The organism is Streptomyces sp. NBC_01520 (assembly GCF_045040375.1).
Lineage (GTDB): Bacteria > Actinomycetota > Actinomycetes > Streptomycetales > Streptomycetaceae > Streptomyces.
The window spans coordinates 6,307,433-6,319,852 of sequence record NZ_CP109404.1 but is presented as its reverse complement, the minus strand read 5'-3'; the positions used below and the strand labels follow the sequence as shown (position 1 = coordinate 6,319,852).

The following is a 12,420-nucleotide window of genomic DNA, read 5'->3' as shown; positions in this document are numbered from 1 at the left end:
GGCGGGGCGGGTGCGCGTGGAAGGTGGCCGGCTGTGGCCTACGAGAACACGGACGACGGCGTTGCGGGAACGGGCGCGGGGGCCGGCTCCGAGCCGGGGGTGTCGGACAGCCTGCGCACGTTCGGCGCGTTCGTCCAGGCACTGCGGGAGCACGCGGGCTTCTCACGCGAGGAGTTCGGCGACCTGGTGCTCTTCCCCAAGCACACCGTCGCCTCGATCGAGCAGGGCCGCCGGATGCCGGACTGCGACTTCGTGGAACGGGCGGAGGCGGCACTCGGGAACACGGGTGCGCTACGGAAGGCGGCGCCGCATCTGTCGAGGCAGGCCGGGCTGGCGAGCTGGTTCCGGCAGTGGGCGCGGCTGGAGACACAGGCAGTGACCTTGTGGACCTACGAGTGCCGGGTCGTTCCCGGGCTGCTCCAGACCGAACGGTACGCGCGGGCCGTGACAGTTGGCGTGCCGCCTGTGAAGGACCAGCCCCAAGTGACCAAGCAAGTGACAGCTCGGCTGGAACGCCATCACCTCTTCGAGCGCAGGCCACCGATCGCGTTCGGCTTCATCATCGAACAGGCGCTTCTTGAGCGCGGTACGGGAGGTCCTGACGTGATGCGGGAGTTGCTCGACAGCCTCGTGGAGCGGTCGGTGCAGTTCAACGTCGAGTTGCAGATCATGCCGCGATACCAGCCGGACCATGCTGGGTTCGACGGTCCGTTGATGCTCCTGGAATCACAGGACAACAAGTGGTTCTGCTACGCGGAGGGGCAGCGTGGCGGCATGCTGATCTCGGACCCGAAGGAGGTCAGCATCACCCTCCAGCGGTATGCGAAACTGCGCTCGCGGGCTCTCACCTCCGAGGACTCCAGGAGCCTGCTCAAGCAACTGCGAGGAGCGCTATGAGCAGCATCGACGAACGGGCTTGGTTCAAGAGCAGCTACAGCGGTTCCGACGGTGATGCCTGCATCGAGGTCGCGAACGGGACACAGTCCGTCCACGTCCGGGACTCCAAGGACCGGCTGAGCCCCGAACTCACTCTCTCCCCCACCGCATGGGACGAATTCGTCGCCTACGCGGCGCAAGGCTGACACGACCCTCACACGCCCCGTGCCGGACCCGTCCGGCGCGGGGCGCTGCCGTTCGTACCTGCTGATCGTCGTCCGCTCCCGTCCCAACTCCGGCTCATGGTCCGGGACAGAACCTGGAGTGCGAGGTCCAGGTGCAGAGCCTGACGCTTCTGACGGGCCAACAGATCACGGCGGCCTGGCCGGCCATGACGGAGACCGTCCGTGCGCTGATGCCCAAGCTGCGTTCCTGAACCGGCAGCGGAGCGGACGACCCTGGCCGCGGCTGAGGCCGATCCGTTCCTATGCCCGCGGTGTGCTGTCAGAGCGCCACGTGGTGAGACGAGGGTGCCCCGGCAGTTCGGCGCGGCCGGCGGCCCACAACAGGGTGAGCCAGGGATCCGCGCCGCCCGGAGCCTCTGGAAACAGACGGGCGAGCACTCGCGAGCAGAGGGCGGAGGGCGGGGTCCAGGCAAGCCCGAAGCCTTCCGCCACATCGTGCATGTGTACCAGCGTCTCCTGCAGCGCCAACGCTGCGAAGCCTTCGGGGTCCGACACCCCGGCGGCGTGGTGGGCGCGGACCTGGGGCGGCGTCGTACGCACCATGGCGACCAGCAGCGCGCCGGTCGCCTCCAGCACCTGCACCAGGCCGGCCGGACCCGCATCACGGTCCGCGTAGAGGAAGTTCACGGGTCCGTCCGGCCTCGTCCGGCTCATCGCGAAAGGCACATGGGTGTCCAGCGGCGGGCTCTGCGGCCCCATCTGCGCGGCGTAGTAGAACAGGTTGTCGGCGAGGTGCTCGACGGTCTCCCAGCAGTCCCACTCCAGCGAACCGGCCTTACCGCCCCACCCCTCCGGGGGTGCGTCCCGAAGGATGCCCACGGCGAGCCGCACGGCAAGGTCGACGTCGTCCGCGGTGACGGGAGACGGGACTGATCCGGTTTCGATTGATCGAGACATGGCAGCACCGTATCGCGAGGGAAGAGGGCAACCCGGTGCCCTTGCGGACACAGCCTCAGCCTGTTCTTCAACCTCGGGGCCGGTCGTCCAACAGGGCGGTCGTGAACACCACTTGGTGCGCGGCAAGCCACTCCTGCATGCGGTCCCAGCGTTGTCATGCCACCGGCCAGCGCTTCGCCGTCCGTCGCCCGGCCCTCAGCCGTCATACCGATCACTCCTCGGGTGAGCGTCATTCTCGTACGCACCGGCTTCCGGTCGCCGCCCCGACCGTGGGTTCAGAATCGGAAGCCGATCACGCCGAAGCCGGGCAGCGCCTTCGCGCGCCGCATCCAGCCCAGGCACTGCGTGACGGCCTTCGTGACTCCCGGCTCCTGCGGAGGAGTCCGGCCCGGCTCGGCGCCCTTGCGTGCGGTGGCCTCGTGCTGTTCCAGGGCCCGGGTGATGCGATCGGGCGTCCACTCGCCGCAGCCCGGTGTGAAGGTGTACGGCAGCGGAGCGGGCGGGCCGCCGTGGCCGAAGGACTCCAGGGACACGGCGGTGATACCCAGCGCGCCCAGCCCCCGGTCGACGACCGACAGCCAGTCGCCCCGGTGCGGTGTGAAGCAGTCGTTGGGCAGGAACGCGCCGGAGAACGAGCACAGCCGTTCGTAGGCGTAGCCGTACTGGAAGGCGTGGCGCCGGTTCTCGCTGAAGGGCCCGCCGTGGATGACCGCGCGCAGCGCCGCCTCCGCCGTGGGGGCGCCCTGCCCCATCTCGTGGCTGTGACAGTCGTCGGCCATGTCGTCCGCTAAGCGGTTGCGGATCACCTTCAGAAGCTGGTCGTCACGGGATCCGACCAGGGCACGCGTGGCCGTCACATCGAGCAGGCAGAGGCTCAGGGAAGAACTCATGGGAGGAACCTATGGGAGGAACAGCCCTCAGGACCTGGCGTCGAGCGGCCGCAGGAAGCGGCGCTCATAGCGCTTGATGCAGCGGGTGTTGCGAGCCAGTTCGAAGGCATCCTGGCACTCCGGGTCGGTCATGCTGTCCGTGCGGTACTGCTCGTACGCGGCGAGGCTGGGAAAGGAGAAGAGGGCGTACGCGATGTCGCTGTCGCCCTCACTCGGCAGGAAGTAGCCGTGGTGCGTCCCGCCGAACCGGTTGACGAGCCCGACCCAGCGACGGCCGTATTCCTCGAAGTCCTCAAGCTTGTCGGTGTCGATCTCGTACTTCAGATGAATGGTGATCACGCCTCCATGATGGGGCATCGCCGAAATGGCGGCTCCTGGTGGCGCGGCCGGGACTACTCGGCGTCGCGCCGCCGGCGCGCGCGCTCGAACTCGGCGACATCCGATATCCAGGAGCCGTGCTGTTCGAGTGCGGCGCAGCCGCCGCGGACGAAGGCGCTCACCAGGTTCCGGTACCCGCCGATCCCGTCGACCAGGCTGTACTCGACCCGGTACTCCGGGTCCGACCCGTCCTCACCCTCGCGCGCCGTCGTGATCCGGGCGACGGAGTCCGCGTAGAAGTGGAGCTGGATCCCTTCGCCCCTCTCCTCGTCCTCGATGGTGAACACTTCGTTGTCCGCCGCAGAGCGATCGCCGACGAACTCCCAGAACTCCGCGGTGGCAGTGCGGGGACTGGCCCGGAGCCACTTCTTCTCGACGCCCTTGTCGTCGGTGAACGACAGGATCGTCTTCCTCGCACCCTCGCCGAAGTCGGCGCGGTCGCCGGCAGCCTCCTCGTCGTCCTCCATGGGCGTGCTCCTGGCGCGGTCCGTGGCCTGCGAGCACATCAGGAAGCTCACGGTGCGCACCGCGTCGTCGACGAGCTCAGGGTGTGCTCGGCGCACGGCCGCGTCGACCGTCTTCGCCATCCGATCCCAGTCGCCCTTGTCCGTGGCGCGCTTCCCCCGTCGCGGATCGAGGCCGATCCGCATCCCGGCGCACGCCTGCTCCGCGGCGGCGATCACCCGCATGACCTCGGGCAGCAGCACGGGGTCGACGGCATCTGGCGTCCGCCTCGGAATCGTCGAGCCGTGCACGTACTGGCCCGTGTACATCAGGATCGCGGCGTCGAGCGGACCGAGTACCACTCCGCGCCGGGCGCGACGGCGGTCCGCGTCGTGCTCCTGAGCCCGTTTCCCGTCGGGTGTCTCTGTCGCCGCGCGCATCGCCGCGCAGAACTGACCGCGCTCCAGGAGAGCGATGTCGGCTCCATGGGCGATGAGCCGGCCCCTGTCCCACCGGATGTGCTGGAAGAGCGCGTCGACGTCCGCGGGCGCGGAGAGGAGGACCGGGTCCAGGAGCGCGACGGCGGCGTTCTCGTCGAGCCGGCCCCGGGTTCCGGCGGCGTCGCACAGCGGAAGGACCGCACTCCACAGCAGCAGGTGTCTGGCCAGGTCCTCCCGGATCACCGCAAGATGGGCTTCCCCGATCGGGAACGTGAACGTGCGAGGGTCGTGGTTGGCGTCGGCCCCGGCGCCGAGCATCAGCTTCAGCTCACCGTTGTCGCGGATCACTTTCGGGGTCCAGTCGCTCCTGCGCGTGAAAACGACGTCTCTCATGGACTCAGTCTTCCCCATCGGACGGGACCGGCGAGTCCTGCCTGCACCGGTCCGACCGGCCGCTTCAGGAGTTCCGGTGCAGAACAACCTCGATCCGGCCCTTCTCCCCCACCGTGTGGGACGACTTCGTCCGATGTCGCTGAGCACGCCCGGACGGTGAGGTAGTGCTGACGGCCTTGTCATAGGCGGTGGATACCCTGCGGGAATGAGTAACGCGATGTGGGATGCCCTGGCAGCGACGCCCCTCCCGGAAGTGCGGCGCCGCGCGGCCGTCCTGGAGGAGCTCGCCGAGGTCGAGCCGGTGAGGGTGGCCGGCGCACAGCGTCTGGCCTGGAACGACTGCGGCGGCCAGTCCGCGGTCTGGTATTTCGCGGAGGACGGCCGCGTGCTGCTGCTGACGTTCGACCACGAGTCGGACCTGAATCTGTACGCCGAGCAGGATTTCGCCCTTCAGGAGTCCTTGTACGAGGGCGTCCCCGAATCCCTCGTAGCCCTGGTCCGCGACCGTCCCGAGAACTACGAGTCTCTGAACCTCACGGACCCCGAGACGGGCCGGACGATTCACTACGCGGGCGGTGTCTTCTGGTACGACGGGACGCGCTGGCACATCTCCGACGGCCTGGCGGAGTACTGCCGCCGCGAGGACGCGGACCTCTTCGGCGAGTCCGGCTTCGACTACTGCCTGGGCTTCTACCACTTCGGCCAGGACTTCACCCCGGAGACCGTCGTGGGGATCCGGGACGAGGACACGAAGGCGAAGGAAGCGGATCTGTCACGCGTCCGCGAAGTCTTCACCCGGCACGGTTAGGGCTCGGCGTCTCAGCGGGTGAGGCCGGCGATCACCTCGACGGCGCGGTCGATCTCCGCCTCGGTGTTGTAGTAGTGCGGGGAGAGCCGTACCAGCGGGTGTACGTCGCGGACCTCGGAGTCGAACTGGGAGTGTTCGGCGACGGTCGTCGTGACGTTGATGTGCTGTGCGGCCAGCGCGGCGGCGACGTCCGCGGTCGGGATTCCGTCGACCTTCGCCGTCACGACGGCGCACTTCTCCGTCCCCTGGTCGTGCGTGGTGACGCCGGGCAGGGCGTCCAGCCGTCGGCGCAGGAGGTCGCCGAGTGCGAAGGCGCGCTCGCCGATCCGGTCCATGCCGAGATCGAGAGCCTGGCGCACGGCCGAGTCCAGCCCCAGGACGTTGGCGTACGCCATCTCCCAGGTGGCGAACCGTCGTGCGCCGGGCTTCCAGGTGAAACCGCGTCCGCCGTCCCAGTTCGCGGACTCGATCTCCACGACGAACGGTTCCAGGCGGTCCAGCGCCTCGCTGCGGACCCACAGGAAGCCGGTCCCCCGCGGTCCGCGCAGGAATTTGCGGCCGGTCGCGGTGAGCATGTCGCAGCCGATCTCGCGTACGTCGACGGGGAACTGGCCGACGGACTGGGTGGCGTCCAGGAGGAAGGGCACCCCGGCGGCCCGGGTGATCCGGCCGATCTCGGCGACCGGGTTGACCAGGCCCCCGCTGGTGGGGACGTGGCTGACGCCGACGAGTGCGGTGCGTTCGTCGATGAGGGCGGCCAGCGCGGTGGTGTCCAGCCGGCCCGAGGCGTCGTCGGGGACCACGATGATCTCGGCGCCGGTGCGCCCGGCGGCCTGGAGGTAGGCCAGGACGTTGCTGCCGTACTCGGCGCGGCCCGTCAGGATGCGGGCGCCGGGGCTGAATTCGAGGGCGTGGAACGCGGCGTTCCAGGCCTGTGTGGAGTTGCCGAACAGCGCCACCTCGTCGGCCCGGCCGCCGATCAGCTCCGCGATGCTCCCGTACGTCGCGTCGATCCGCTCCTGCTCCTGGGCTGCCGCCTCGTAGCCGCCGACGGCCGCTTCGAGCTCCAGGTGCGCGGTGATCGCGCGCAGCGTCTGCCGGGACATCAGGCCTGCTCCGGCGTTGTTGAGATGGACCCGGAAGGCGGTGCCCGGGGTGTCACGGCGGAGGGCTTCGATGTCCATGCGGGTGCCTTCTCCTCTGTCGGGCGGCTTCTCCGGCCACGCTCCCAAACCTCTCCACTCAAGTAAAGCGATCAAGTAGAGCGACGCCCTCCGCACGGTCCGCCACAGGCCGGACGGGACCCTTTTCCTGATGGTTCACGGGTGAAGGGCATCGAGCCCGGCACGGCGCACGCGTGGTTCGTCACGGCGCGCTCCGCGCACGGCGGTGTGACCGCGTCCGAGCCGAGCGGGTTCGTGACCAGGGACGCGCGCGGGCGGCCCGGCCCGTGGGGGCCGGGTGTGCCGGACTACCGGTGGTTCACGCCACCGGCCGCCGGACGGTGACCGGCTGACCCGCGTCCGCGCAGGACGCGCAGGACGCGCAGGACGCGCCGGACGCGCCGGACGCGCCGGACGCGCCGGGCCCACCGGTTGCGCGGGCCGCCCCGGACCCGTAACCAGGGGTCCGGGGCGGCCCGCGTCAGGGGCCGGAGGGGCCGTCCAGCCGGTCGAGGGAGGCGGCGGTCAGGGCGGTGACCGCGGGCGGGAGCGCGGTCCGGACGTCCGGGGCGAAGTACGGCGAGTGGTTCGGGGGAAGGCCGGTCGCGGCCCCGGCCCACTGCTTGGGACCCATGACCCCGATCATCCAGTAGACGAGCGGGACGCCTGATTCGGCGTGGATCTCCAGGCCCGCGTCGCCGAAGAGCGGGAAGTCCTCCGCCGCCATCGACGGGGGCCACTGACCGACCCGTTCCGGTCCGTACGAGCTGGTGTGGGCGGCACGGACCGCCCGGGTCGCGTCGGGGTCGCACCACAGGGCGGGCGAGCGGGAGAGCACCGTCACCTCCGGGTCCCTGGGGCAGGCGGAGGCGGTGCACTCGGCCCGTACGATCCGCTCCACCGCGGCGAGGGCACGGTCGAGGGTCTCCTCGTCCGTCGCGCGGAGGCCGATGCCCAGCTCGGCCGTGTCCGGCACCACGTTGACCGCGGTGCCGGCGTGCAGGGTGCCGACGGTGAGGGTGAGCCGGTCACCGGGTGCGGTCTCGCGGGCGACCACGGTCTGGAGCCGGGTGACGACCGCCGCAGCCGTCACCACGGGGTCGACGGTCAGGTGCGGGGTGGCGGCGTGACCGCCCCGGCCGTGCAGGACGACGGTCAGGGCGGCGCTCGCGGCGGCCACCGGCCCGTGCCCGGTGCCGTGCGCGACCATCCCGGACGGGAGCGGGGCCGCGTGCTGAGCGAGGACCACGTCCGGTCTGCCGAACCGCTCGTACAGGCCGTCCGCCAGCATGGCCCGGGCTCCCGTCAGAGTCTCCTCGGCGGGCTGGCCGACGACCACGACGGTGCCCCGCCAGCGGTCGGCGGTACGGGAGAGGAGGTCCACCGCGCCGGCCGCCGCCGCGAGGTGGAGGTCGTGGCCACAGGCGTGCATGGCACCGTTGGCGCTCGCGTAGGCGAGGCCGGTGCGCTCGTCCATCGGCAGCGCGTCGAGCTCCGCGCGCAGATACACGCGCGGGCCCTCGCCGTTGCGCAGGACACCGACGACGCCGTGGCCCCCCACGTCGCGGGTCACGTCGCAGCCGGCGGCGGCGAGCCGTTCGGCGAACAGGGCGGCGGTGCGGCTCTCCAGGCCGGACGTCTCCGGGTGGCGGTGCACGTCCAGGTAGAGGGTGAGGGCGGGGCGCAGGACCTCCCCCGCCCTGGTCAGGACGGGGTGGGGCGGGCGGGTGGCGTGCGTCATGGGGTCTCCTGCGGCGGGGAGTTCGGGGGCGCTGTCGGGGCGCTGGCGTCGCGTGCCAGCGATGTGCGTGCGCGAGGCGTGCCGAACGGTCAGTGGCGGCCGGTGGAATGGGTGGCGCACACCCCAGCAGGCCGTCGGACCGGCGGCCCCGACGGAGGAGACCGCATGAACAAGGACCTGAGCACCCTCGCCGACGAGATCCTCGAGCTCGAGGCCGAGACCTTCGAGATCTCCGACTACTCGGACGCCAGCGAGGTCGTGCTGGCCGGTTCCACCAGCACCAGCTCGACCTCGACGTGCAGCTCCACCACCAGCACCACCTCCTGCTCCGCCTGATCCGGCGTCAGCAGCGGTCCGTTCGCGCCCGGTACCCGTCTCCTGACGGGTACCGGGCGTTCGCGGTTCCTCAGGGGAACGGGTGCGGGACCCGGCGGATCTCGGCGTCGGTCAGATCCGTGGTGCGGTGGCCGCCGCGCCGCAGGGCGGTGCGCAGCCGTGGCAGCAGCAGGGCCCGCTGCCGGTTCCAGCCGAAGTCGATCGGCAGGAGTCCCGGCACCAGGGTGCTGACCGTGCGCAGCCCCATGCGTTCCTGTTCGGGGGTGGTCTGGTCGACGACGATCACGTCGTGGCCTGCCCCGGTCAGTTCGTCGCGGACCACGAGGACGTCGTCGAGCAGGTCTCCGGTGCGCGGGCGGCCGTTGTCCTCCCAGTCGCGGTAGACGTCGTCGAAGGGGCGGACGGCCACCGGTTCCAGGTAGCTGCGGGCGTGTTCGGCCATCCGCGGCAGGCCGTAGAGCTGGGCGTGGTCCTTCAGGTGCCTGACCCGGTCGAAGTCGTCCGCCATCGCTTCGAGTTCGTCCCGGCGTTCGGTGGTCTGGCGGGACAGGTGCGGGATGTAGGTGAGCACTTCGGACAGTGCGCCCTCGACGGCGGCGAGCGGGTCGAGCGAGGCCGCCGCGGCGAAGGAGAGGATGCCCGGGCCGCCGTCGCGGCGGACGGCCACGGCGGTGACCACGGGCACGGCCAGGTCGATGCGGTTGTCGAGGACGTGGACGTCGTAGCCCTGGAGCGCGGCCCGTTCCGCCATGGCCGCCGCGGTACGGCCGCCCACGGTGTCCAGGTCGATCCTGGTGAGGCGGGCCGCGCCGTACCAGGCGTTGAGGAAGGCGTCGCGCTCGACGAGTTCGAGGAGTCCGCCCAGCACCGCCTCCTCCAGGCTGCCGCCGATGGCGCAGCCGTTGGAGCACTCGAAGACGAAGTTGTCCGAGGCCAGGCCGGCGCTGTAGTAGACGAGTCGGGAGGGGACGAGTACGGGGCGTTCGTCGCGCAGCGACCAGCCCCACTCCCAGGGGATGGGCCGGTCGGGGTCGAAGGGGTCGACCAGCGGGTCGTCCCGGTAGGTGCGGGGGTCGTAGAAGCCGCAGGTGGCGGGGTCGACCGCGTCGGCTCTCAGCTCGTTCCAGGAGCCGGTGACCGGGGTGGTCCGGCCGCGCCGGTGGGTTCCCGCGTAGCGTTCGAGGCCTTCGAGGAAGGCCAGGGTGCGGCTGGTGGAGAAGGCGTTCTCCTGGCCGCTCCAGGTGACGTCGTTGAGCCCGGCGTAGCCGCGTACGAAGACACTGCCCGCGACCGGGGCGGTCGTCGGGGAGGTCACGTCGGTCCAGGTGCCGCCGCCGAGGGCCCCGCACACCGGGTTGGCGAGCGCCTCCTCCGGTATGGGGTACGAGGAGGCGGGGCGCAGCCGGTAGGTGTCGGGGTGCGGTTTGGGCCGGGGGGTGAGGGCCTGCGGAGTCACTCCGCCCGTGCCGGGGCGCGGCCCGCAGTCGGGGCAGAGCGGGTCGGCCAGGAGCGGGAACGTCCGTACGCGCAGGGTCTTCAGGTCGAGGCGTGACACCTGCGGCAGGGCCCGGTCGGCGGGCCCGGCGGCGGGCGGTACGGCGTCGGGGGTGCCCAGTACCGCCGTGTACAGCGCGGCGACGGCGTCGTACGTGTGGTCGGTGAGCAGCGGCCACTCACCCACGGGCCGGGGGCCGTCGGGGCCGCCGGTCTCCAGGGCGTCGCGTTCGCTGCGGCTGCGCAGCCGCTGCCAGCGCATCGCCAGGCAGCGCCCGCAGGCGGGTGCGGTGCCGTCGCCGCCCCAGGGGCCGACGAGAACGGCGGAGGCGGTGAGGTGGACGCGTGCCCCGGGCCGGTCGGCGGCCCAGGGGTCCGGGGCGCCCCGGTCGCCGAGGGTGGCGGCGGCGTCGGTGGCGCCGACCGGGACGACCTGGAGGGTGCCGGGGCCCAGCCGGTCGTCGAGGGCGAAGTGCAGTACGGCCCTCGCCCGGTCCATCGGGTGCGGCAGCGGCGGGGACGGCTGTGGCCGCGTGGCGGTGGTCATGAGGCCTTCGTCCAGCGGAAGGTCCGGATCGCGACGACGCCGAAGAGCAGGGCGAAGACGGCGAGGCCCGCGCAGCCGATCGCGATGTCGGAGGAGTCGCCTCGGCCGGTCAGCGCGTTGGACACGGCGTCGTTGAGGTAGCGCAGCGGCATGATCAGGGAGACCTTCTGCAGCCAGGAGGGCATGGCGTCCATCGGGAAGAAGGATCCGGACAGGAAGGCCATGGGCAGCATCAGGAAGTTCGCGACGGCCGCGACGGACTCGGGGGTGTTGGCGAACGAGCCGATGATCACGCCGAGCAGCAGGAACGTCGTGATGCCGAGGATCATCACCGGGATCAGCAGGGGCCAGCCGGAGGCGGGCTCCAGGCCGAACAGCGGCAGCATCGCGACGCCGACGAACAGCAGCGACTGGACGAGGCCGACGACGAGGGCGAGGGCGTAGCGGGAGCCGATGACGGCGGACAGCGGGGCCGGGGACATCCGGATCAGCCGCAGGATGTCGTCGGTCCGCCACTGCATGAGGGTGAACGCGATGCCGAACACGGCGGCGTTCGCCACGCCCCAGGAGAGCACTCCGGCGGCGGTGTAGGAGATGTAGGACAGGCCGCTCTGCTGGACGTCCTGGCCGCGGAAGATCAGGCCGAAGACGACGAGGAAGAGGAGCGGGAAGGCGAAGGTGAAGAAGAGGGTCGTGCGGTCGCGGACCTGGGCGCGGTAGCCCGCCGCGGTCAGTGCGGTGTACGTGCTCATGCCTGCTGCTCCGTCGTCTCGGCGTTCCGGCCGGTGGTCTGCCGGGCGGTGAGCCGGGCGGTGAGGTCGAGGTAGACGTCCTCCAGGCTGGCGGTACGGGTCTGTACGCCGTCCAGTCCGGTGAGGCGGTCGACGGCGGTGAGCACCCGTCCGGACGTCCGTGTCTCCAGGACGAGGGAGCCGCCCTGGACGGTGACGCGGTCGACGCCGGGGATCGCCGCCGCCTGCTGCTCGTCGAGCCTGCCCAGCGGCAGCATCAGCCGGCTGGGGGCCTCGGAGGCGTCGACGAGGTTGTGCGGGGAGTCCGTCACGGCGATCGAGCCGTCCACGAGGATGGCGATGCGGTCGCACAGCGCTTCCGCCTCGTCGAGGTGGTGCGTGGTGTAGACGATGGTGCGGCCCTCGGCCTTGAGTCCGCGCAGCACCTCCCACAGGGCGCGGCGGGCCTGGGGGTCGAGGGCGGCGGTCGGCTCGTCCAGGAAGATCAGTTCGGGGCCGTGGACGAGCGCGGAGGCGATGGCCAGGCGCTGGCGCTGGCCGCCGGAGAGGCTCTCCACCTGTATGTCGCGGTGTTCGGTCAGCCCCACGGAGTCCAGGGTGGCGTCGACGGCGGCCCGGGAGGCCCCGTAGAGAGCGGCGACCGTGCGCAGGTGTTCGTGCGCGGTCTGCCGTACGAAGAACGCCGAGGACTGTGTCTGCACGCCGAGGCGGGGCAGCAGCGCGGTGTTGCGCGGCCAGGGGGACTCGCCGAAGAGGGCGACCGTTCCCGAGTCGGCCCGGCGCAGCCCTTCCATGATCTCCACCAGGGTGGACTTGCCCGCGCCGTTGGGGCCGAGGAGGCCGAAGAACTCCCCGCGGCGGATCTCCAGGGTCACGTCGTCGACGGCCTGCCGGTCTCCGTACCGCTTGGACACCCCCACCACTTCTACGGCCGGGGACGGGGTGGTGCCTTCGGGGGGTGTGGCTCGCATGGCCTGTACCTCACTCATGTGGTGCGTGGGTCCTTCGGGTCGGTC

At 71.2% G+C, this 12,420-nt stretch carries 14 protein-coding genes; 5 read left to right on the top strand and 9 right to left on the bottom strand.

Annotation, left to right across the window (positions count from 1 at the left end; all coding sequences use genetic code 11):
- The first annotated feature begins 33 nt into the window (after nucleotides 1–33).
- Both OG524_RS28565 and OG524_RS28560 read left to right on the top strand, forming a co-directional pair.
- The gene (locus OG524_RS28565; RefSeq protein WP_405811904.1) at nucleotides 34–897 is read left to right on the top strand and encodes a Scr1 family TA system antitoxin-like transcriptional regulator; all 864 of its coding nucleotides are present in this window, start codon (nucleotides 34–36) and stop codon (nucleotides 895–897) included.
- Nucleotides 894–1,082 (top strand): DUF397 domain-containing protein, encoded by a 189-nt coding sequence (locus OG524_RS28560; protein WP_405811903.1) that lies wholly within the window; start codon nucleotides 894–896, stop codon nucleotides 1,080–1,082. The genes OG524_RS28565 and OG524_RS28560 overlap by 4 nt, the downstream gene beginning before the upstream one ends.
- A 279-nt stretch (nucleotides 1,083–1,361) precedes the next feature.
- Here the strand turns inward: OG524_RS28560 and OG524_RS28555 are convergent, their stop codons facing one another.
- The 4 genes from OG524_RS28555 to OG524_RS28540 all read right to left on the bottom strand — a co-directional run bounded on the left by OG524_RS28555 (nucleotide 1,362) and on the right by OG524_RS28540 (nucleotide 4,563).
- Nucleotides 1,362–2,018 (bottom strand): hypothetical protein, encoded by a 657-nt coding sequence (locus tag OG524_RS28555; RefSeq protein ID WP_405387833.1) that lies wholly within the window; start codon nucleotides 2,016–2,018, stop codon nucleotides 1,362–1,364.
- 275 nt (nucleotides 2,019–2,293) lie between these two features.
- A complete protein-coding gene (locus OG524_RS28550; RefSeq protein WP_405811902.1) occupies nucleotides 2,294–2,908 on the bottom strand; it encodes a hypothetical protein in 615 nt (204 codons plus the stop codon).
- 27 nt (nucleotides 2,909–2,935) lie between these two features.
- The gene (locus OG524_RS28545; RefSeq protein ID WP_405387836.1) at nucleotides 2,936–3,247 is read right to left on the bottom strand and encodes an NIPSNAP family protein; all 312 of its coding nucleotides are present in this window, start codon (nucleotides 3,245–3,247) and stop codon (nucleotides 2,936–2,938) included.
- A 53-nt stretch (nucleotides 3,248–3,300) separates the two neighbouring features.
- Nucleotides 3,301–4,563 carry a DUF6357 family protein gene (locus OG524_RS28540; RefSeq protein ID WP_405811901.1) on the bottom strand — a complete coding sequence of 421 codons (1,263 nt, stop codon included), beginning with the start codon at nucleotides 4,561–4,563 and terminating at the stop codon, nucleotides 3,301–3,303.
- A 205-nt stretch (nucleotides 4,564–4,768) separates the two neighbouring features.
- On the opposite strand from OG524_RS28540, the gene OG524_RS28535 reads away from it, so the two are divergent.
- On the top strand, nucleotides 4,769–5,371 hold the full coding sequence (locus OG524_RS28535) for a hypothetical protein (RefSeq protein WP_405387838.1): 603 nt from the start codon (nucleotides 4,769–4,771) through the stop codon (nucleotides 5,369–5,371).
- A gap of 11 nt (nucleotides 5,372–5,382) precedes the next feature.
- Here OG524_RS28535 and OG524_RS28530 read toward each other — a convergent pair whose 3' ends face one another.
- A complete protein-coding gene (locus OG524_RS28530; RefSeq protein ID WP_405387839.1) occupies nucleotides 5,383–6,555 on the bottom strand; it encodes an aminotransferase class V-fold PLP-dependent enzyme in 1,173 nt (390 codons plus the stop codon).
- Nucleotides 6,556–6,696: 141 nt separating this feature from the next.
- Between OG524_RS28530 and OG524_RS28525 the strand changes: the two genes are divergently transcribed.
- On the top strand, nucleotides 6,697–6,879 hold the full coding sequence (locus OG524_RS28525; RefSeq protein ID WP_405387840.1) for a hypothetical protein: 183 nt from the start codon (nucleotides 6,697–6,699) through the stop codon (nucleotides 6,877–6,879).
- 136 nt (nucleotides 6,880–7,015) lie between these two features.
- Here OG524_RS28525 and OG524_RS28520 read toward each other — a convergent pair whose 3' ends face one another.
- Nucleotides 7,016–8,275 (bottom strand): amidohydrolase, encoded by a 1,260-nt coding sequence (locus OG524_RS28520; protein ID WP_405387841.1) that lies wholly within the window; start codon nucleotides 8,273–8,275, stop codon nucleotides 7,016–7,018.
- 165 nt (nucleotides 8,276–8,440) lie between these two features.
- On the opposite strand from OG524_RS28520, the gene OG524_RS28515 reads away from it, so the two are divergent.
- Nucleotides 8,441–8,611: a thiazolylpeptide-type bacteriocin gene (locus tag OG524_RS28515; protein ID WP_030757923.1), complete on the top strand. Its 171-nt coding sequence runs from the start codon at nucleotides 8,441–8,443 to the stop codon at nucleotides 8,609–8,611.
- Between the two features lie 70 nt (nucleotides 8,612–8,681).
- Here the strand turns inward: OG524_RS28515 and OG524_RS28510 are convergent, their stop codons facing one another.
- The 3 genes from OG524_RS28510 to OG524_RS28500 are packed head-to-tail and all read right to left on the bottom strand — an operon-like array spanning nucleotide 8,682 to nucleotide 12,393.
- Nucleotides 8,682–10,652, bottom strand: a complete 1,971-nt coding sequence (locus OG524_RS28510) for a TOMM precursor leader peptide-binding protein (RefSeq protein WP_405387842.1) — start codon at nucleotides 10,650–10,652, stop codon at nucleotides 8,682–8,684.
- Entirely contained in the window at nucleotides 10,649–11,404 is a 756-nt protein-coding gene (locus OG524_RS28505; protein WP_405387843.1) for an ABC transporter permease, read from the bottom strand. Before OG524_RS28505 ends, OG524_RS28510 begins: the two co-directional genes overlap by 4 nt.
- Nucleotides 11,401–12,393: an ABC transporter ATP-binding protein gene (locus OG524_RS28500; protein WP_405387844.1), complete on the bottom strand. Its 993-nt coding sequence runs from the start codon at nucleotides 12,391–12,393 to the stop codon at nucleotides 11,401–11,403. Before OG524_RS28500 ends, OG524_RS28505 begins: the two co-directional genes overlap by 4 nt.
- Between the last annotated feature and the right edge of the window lie 27 nt (nucleotides 12,394–12,420).

What these genes read in the sequence shown, in the direction of transcription:
- OG524_RS28510 (WP_405387842.1), bottom strand. Translation starts at nt 10,652, where the DNA reads ATGACCACCGCCACGCGGCCACAGCCGTCCCCGCCGCTGCCGCACCCG.
- OG524_RS28555 (WP_405387833.1), bottom strand. Translation starts at nt 2,018, where the DNA reads ATGTCTCGATCAATCGAAACCGGATCAGTCCCGTCTCCCGTCACCGCG.
- OG524_RS28540 (WP_405811901.1), bottom strand. Translation starts at nt 4,563, where the DNA reads ATGAGAGACGTCGTTTTCACGCGCAGGAGCGACTGGACCCCGAAAGTG.
- OG524_RS28500 (WP_405387844.1), bottom strand. Translation starts at nt 12,393, where the DNA reads ATGAGTGAGGTACAGGCCATGCGAGCCACACCCCCCGAAGGCACCACC.
- OG524_RS28505 (WP_405387843.1), bottom strand. Translation starts at nt 11,404, where the DNA reads ATGAGCACGTACACCGCACTGACCGCGGCGGGCTACCGCGCCCAGGTC.
- OG524_RS28560 (WP_405811903.1), top strand. Translation starts at nt 894, where the DNA reads ATGAGCAGCATCGACGAACGGGCTTGGTTCAAGAGCAGCTACAGCGGT.
- OG524_RS28530 (WP_405387839.1), bottom strand. Translation starts at nt 6,555, where the DNA reads ATGGACATCGAAGCCCTCCGCCGTGACACCCCGGGCACCGCCTTCCGG.
- OG524_RS28520 (WP_405387841.1), bottom strand. Translation starts at nt 8,275, where the DNA reads ATGACGCACGCCACCCGCCCGCCCCACCCCGTCCTGACCAGGGCGGGG.
- OG524_RS28515 (WP_030757923.1), top strand. Translation starts at nt 8,441, where the DNA reads ATGAACAAGGACCTGAGCACCCTCGCCGACGAGATCCTCGAGCTCGAG.
- OG524_RS28550 (WP_405811902.1), bottom strand. Translation starts at nt 2,908, where the DNA reads ATGAGTTCTTCCCTGAGCCTCTGCCTGCTCGATGTGACGGCCACGCGT.
- OG524_RS28535 (WP_405387838.1), top strand. Translation starts at nt 4,769, where the DNA reads ATGAGTAACGCGATGTGGGATGCCCTGGCAGCGACGCCCCTCCCGGAA.